The sequence below is a fragment of the Microbacterium sp. H6 genome, from assembly GCF_003314775.1.
Classification (GTDB): domain Bacteria; phylum Actinomycetota; class Actinomycetes; order Actinomycetales; family Microbacteriaceae; genus Microbacterium; species Microbacterium oxydans.
Genome location: NZ_QOAY01000144.1, coordinates 4393 through 8402, shown reverse-complemented (window position 1 = coordinate 8402; position 4010 = coordinate 4393). Strand labels below are relative to the sequence as shown.

The window sequence follows — 4010 nt, the reverse complement described above, 5'->3', positions numbered from 1 at the left end:
CGAGGAAGCGGTCGGTGGGGAAGTTGCCCGCCTCGATCACGAGCTCGGTGCGCGCGGGGTCGGCGGCAGCGGCGGCACGCATGAGCTTGTAGATCAGCACGCTCGTCGAGTCGGCCACCACGGTCTGGCCGGCCGCGGCGCCCAGCGCGACGTGTCCGATGCGGTCCCCCAGCTCCATCGGCAGCGCCATCCACTGCTCGTCCCAGGACCGGATCAACCGCGTGCCCCAGTCGTCGCGCACGAAGGTCGCGAGCTTCTCCGGCATGTCGCGCAGCGGGCGCCCGAGCGAGTTGCCGTCGAGATACGCGTCGACGCCCGGTGCCTCTGAGAAGGCGTCGAGGTGAGCGCGCAGCGGGTCGTTCCCATCGAGGGCGCGAGCGTGATCGAGCAGGGAGGCGTCGGGAGTCGCGGTCATGTCACACCTTCAGGTCGGCGGGGGTGAGGGGGCGGGCGTCGAGGGGGTCGAACGACGAGGAGCTGCTGACGGGGAAGAGCAGGAGCACCGATCCGGAGTCGAGCGGATCCACGGGGGCGAGCGCTCGCAGGAGGGCCGCGTCGTCGACTCCGGCCTCGCGAAGGGCACCGACCTCGTGCGGGTTCAGGTCGACAGGCATCGGTCCGTTGCCCAGGTCGGTGCCGTAGAGCACGGTGCCGCCCGCGGCGTGGAACCGGCGCACGTTGTCGATCGCGGTCGCACGCTCGGGGTCGTCGTGGATCGCAAGCGTCGAGATCCACGAGGCGGAGGCCGCCTGACGCACGATCTCGTCATCGTCGAGGCGCTCCGTGAACGGGGCGTGGGCGAGCCCGGCTGCGCCGAGAGCGACCACCCGCTGCGCTTCACCCGCACCTTCGGCGTGCGCGACGACGGGGAGGTCGTGGTCGGCCGCGACCCGGACGATCGCGCGGAACAGCTCGTCGGTGAAGACCGGCCCTGCGCCGCTGTTGCTGGTGACCTTGATGCAGGTGGCACCCGCATCCGCCATCCCGGAGACCGTGGCTGCGGCAGAGTCCGCGTCCGTGATCTCGCGGACCGATCCCTCCGGCGCCCAGTCCCGGTCGGAGGGATAGCCACCAGGAGCGGTCAGGAACGCCCCGGCGAAGTCGATCTCGACGTGGCGCCGGGCGGTGGGCGTGAGCTGACGCAGCACCTCGGGGTTTCCGCCGAGGTCGACCACGCGGCCGAGGCGAGACCCTGCCAGCAGAGTGTGGTCCACCAGCTGCAGGTGCACGTGGTGGTCGGTGAATCCGCCCGTGATGACACCTCCGATGCGGGGGAGTCCGGGGGCGGGGCGCTCATCACGCAGGCGCACACGCCCGTCGACGAGCTCGACGACGCCCTCGCGCCACGCGCTCCCGTCGAAGAACGTCGCAGCGTGCATCAGCTGCCGATCTCCGTGCGCACGGTGTAGAGCTCGGGGAAGAACGTCAGATCCAGGGCGCGCTGCAGGAAGCCGACGCCGCTGGAGCCGCCGGTGCCGACCTTCATGCCGATCGTGCGAGCGACGGTCTTGAGGTGTCGGAACCGCCAGAACTGGAAGTTGTCCTCGAGGTCGACCAGGTCTTCGCAGGCCTCGTACAGATCCCAGTAACGGCTCGGGTCCTGGTAGATCTCGCGGATCGCCGGCACCAGTGCCGGTGTCTCCCGATAGGGCTCCCGCACGTCACGCTCGAGGATCTCCGTCGGGACCGGCAGTCCGCGGCGGGCGGCGAAGCGCAGGAACTCGTCGTACAGCGTCGGCTTCTCCCACTCGGCGGTGAGCAGCGCGAGGTTGGCCGGGTGGTCGGCGAACACACTCAACATCTTCGCGTTCTTGTTGCCGAGGGCGAACTCCACGGCGCGGTACTGCACGGACTGGAATCCGGAAGAGTTGCCGAGCGCCCCACGGAACTGCGCGTACTCGGTGGGCGTCAGCGTCGCGAGCACCGACCACTGCTGCGTCATCACGTCCTGGATGCGTTTCACGCGGGCGATGCGCTTCAGGGCTTCGCGCAGGTCGTCCCTGGCCAGCAGCTGACGCGCGGACGACAGCTCGTGCAGCAGCTGCTTGAGCCACAGCTCCGTGGTCTGGTGCTGGATGATGAACAGCATCTCGTCGTGGTGTTCGGGTTCGCTCACCGGGTGCTGCGCGGTGAGCAGCTGGTCGAGTGCCAGGTACGAGCCGTACGTCATGCGCCCAGACAGATCGGTGACGATGCCGGATTCGAGGGCGCGTTCGTTCTCGGTGTGCATCTGCCGAACATATCACTTTCGTGGCGAGCGTCACAGGAGTGTTATGTCATGCCTCCGGGATTCAGAGCGCGGGAGTGCGGGGCGGCGGCGTGCGCCGTGTGCCCGGTCGGCCGAGAGCCTCGAATGCCGCGGCGAAGCGCAGCAGCCTCGTGTCGTCGTAGGCCCGTCCCGCGAACGTCAGCCCGATCGGCATGCCGATATCGCCCATCAGCCCCATCGGCACCGTGACCGTCGGGATGCCGAGGTGCCGTATCGCGAGGTTGCCGTTCGCGATCCACACGCCGTTGCGCCACCCGAGGTCGGCCGATTCCGGGTTCACGTCCATGTCAGCCGGGCCCACATCCGCGACCGCGGGGAACACGACGGCATCGAGCCGCAGCACGTCCATCCAGACTTCGAGGTCGCGGCGACGCGTCTCCTCCAGGCCGCGCAGACCGCTTTCGAGCTCGGGCATGTCCGCGATCCCGACGCCGGGGTTGTCGCGCACCCAACCGGGGTACTCGGCGATGTCGTCGTCGAAGCCCGTGTAGCGGTCGGGGAGTGCGCCGTCCGGATGCGGGAAGATCGTCGCCCCGTCGATCTCGGTGAGCGAGTGCAGGGCCGGATCGCCGTTCGCCCGGAGGAAGTCCTCCCACGCCCATGCCGAGAGGTCGACGATCTCGCGGTGCAGGTATTCGGGTGACACGAGGCCGCGGGTGGCGATAATGTGTGCGCCCGGTCGGTCGCCCTCGTAATTCGAGACGACGGGGAAGTCCACCTCGACCACGGTCGCTCCCGCGGCGGTGAGATCGTGGCGCGCCGCCTCCCAGCGTTCGATGATGCTCGCCCGTGTCTCGATGCGCCGGCCCGTCGGGCCGCCGACTCCGGGATTCTCGGCACTGCCGGCATCCGGGTCGGCGTTGATGTACATCCGGGGGATGCCGATGCGGGCGCCGACGAGGGGGAGGGCGGATTCCGTCGCGAGCGCCGGATACGACTCCGGCCGGAGGGAGGATGCGGCGGGCAGCTGCACCCACGGCTGCGCGCGCCAGAAGTCGCCACGGACCTCCGCATCGTCGGCCACGATCACGTCGAGCACCTCGAGGAGGTCCGCCATGGTGCGGGTGTGCGGCACCACGACGTCCATGGTCGGCACGAGAGGCCAATTGCCGCGGGTCGAGATCACCCCGCGGGAGGGTGTGTAGGCGCACAGCGCATTGTTGGTGGCCGGCCCGCGTCCGCTCGACCAGGTCTCCTCGCCGAGTCCGAAGGCCGCGAAGCTCGCCGCCGTCGCCGTGCCTGATCCGTTCGACGACCCCGAGGCGAAGGGGGCCGTGAGGAAGGCGGCGTTGTAGGGGCTCTCGGCTCGGCCGTAGACACCGCGCTGCATGCCGCCGTTCGCCATCGGGGGCATGTTCGTCAGCCCGAGGCAGATCGCTCCCCCCGCGCGCAGTCGTTCGATCGTGAAGGCGTCGCGCTGAGCGACGAGCTGTGCGAATGCCGGGCTCCCTGCGGCGGCCGTGAGCCCGCGTACGAGGTAGCTGTCCTTCGCGGTGTACGGGATGCCGTCGAGGGGACCGCGAGCCTCGCCCCTGGCGCGGCGTGCGTCAGAGGCCGCGGCCTCGTCCCGTGCATCCGCGTTCGTGACGACGACCGCGTTCAGGGCGGTCTCGGTGGCGGGGGCGTCGTACGCGGCGATGCGTGCGAGATACGCGTCGACCAGCGCGACGGCCGTCGTCTCCCCTGTCTCGAGGGCGCGGCGCAGGTCGGCGATGGACGCCTCGACCACGTCGACCATCAG

Annotated in this window: 3 protein-coding genes and 1 pseudogene; all 4 read right to left on the bottom strand. The window is 70.0% G+C overall.

Annotation, left to right across the window (positions count from 1 at the left end):
- Positions 1 to 415: pseudogene (locus tag DSP71_RS23455) on the bottom strand (kynureninase); the annotation flags it as partial.
- A gap of 1 nt (position 416) precedes the next feature.
- Positions 417 to 1379, bottom strand: a complete 963-nt coding sequence (locus DSP71_RS09235) for a hydrolase (RefSeq protein ID WP_113680950.1) — start codon at positions 1377 to 1379, stop codon at positions 417 to 419.
- A complete protein-coding gene (locus DSP71_RS09230) occupies positions 1379 to 2230 on the bottom strand; it encodes a tryptophan 2,3-dioxygenase (protein ID WP_058632347.1) in 852 nt (283 codons plus the stop codon). The genes DSP71_RS09235 and DSP71_RS09230 overlap by 1 nt, the downstream gene beginning before the upstream one ends.
- A 61-nt stretch (positions 2231 to 2291) precedes the next feature.
- Positions 2292 to 4007, bottom strand: a complete 1716-nt coding sequence (locus DSP71_RS09225) for an amidase (protein ID WP_113680949.1) — start codon at positions 4005 to 4007, stop codon at positions 2292 to 2294.
- Between the last annotated feature and the right edge of the window lie 3 nt (positions 4008 to 4010).